This window comes from Paenibacillus xylanilyticus, assembly GCF_013359935.1.
GTDB lineage: Bacteria > Bacillota > Bacilli > Paenibacillales > Paenibacillaceae > Paenibacillus > Paenibacillus xylanilyticus.
The window spans coordinates 1-318 of sequence record NZ_JABMCB010000183.1; the positions used below are offsets into that span (position 1 = coordinate 1).

Here is a 318-nt window from a genome sequence, read left to right on the forward strand (position 1 = left end):
CTACTCTCCCAGGACCCTTCGGTCCAAGTACCATCGGCGCTAGAGGGCTTAACGGTCGTGTTCGGGATGGGTACGTGTGGAACCCCTCCGCTATCGCCACCAAACGAGCATTTGTGAAACAAATGCGTTCAGAGATTATTCCCTGAAAACTAGATCCGAAACGAAACTTGCGACTAGAACCTGCATATCTTGGATAAGCCCTCGACCGATTAGTACTGGTCAGCTCCATGCATTGCTGCACTTCCACCCCCAGCCTATCTACCTCGTCGTCTTCAAGGGGTCTTACATACTGGGAAATCTCATCTTGAGGGGGGCTTC

General features: G+C 51.9%; 2 rRNA genes. Both read right to left on the bottom strand.

The window, feature by feature from the left end:
* A 5S ribosomal RNA gene (gene rrf, locus HP552_RS14575) occupies positions 1-104 on the bottom strand; the annotation flags it as partial.
* Between the two features lie 85 nt (positions 105-189).
* Positions 190-318: ribosomal RNA gene (locus tag HP552_RS14580) — 23S ribosomal RNA — on the bottom strand; the annotation flags it as partial.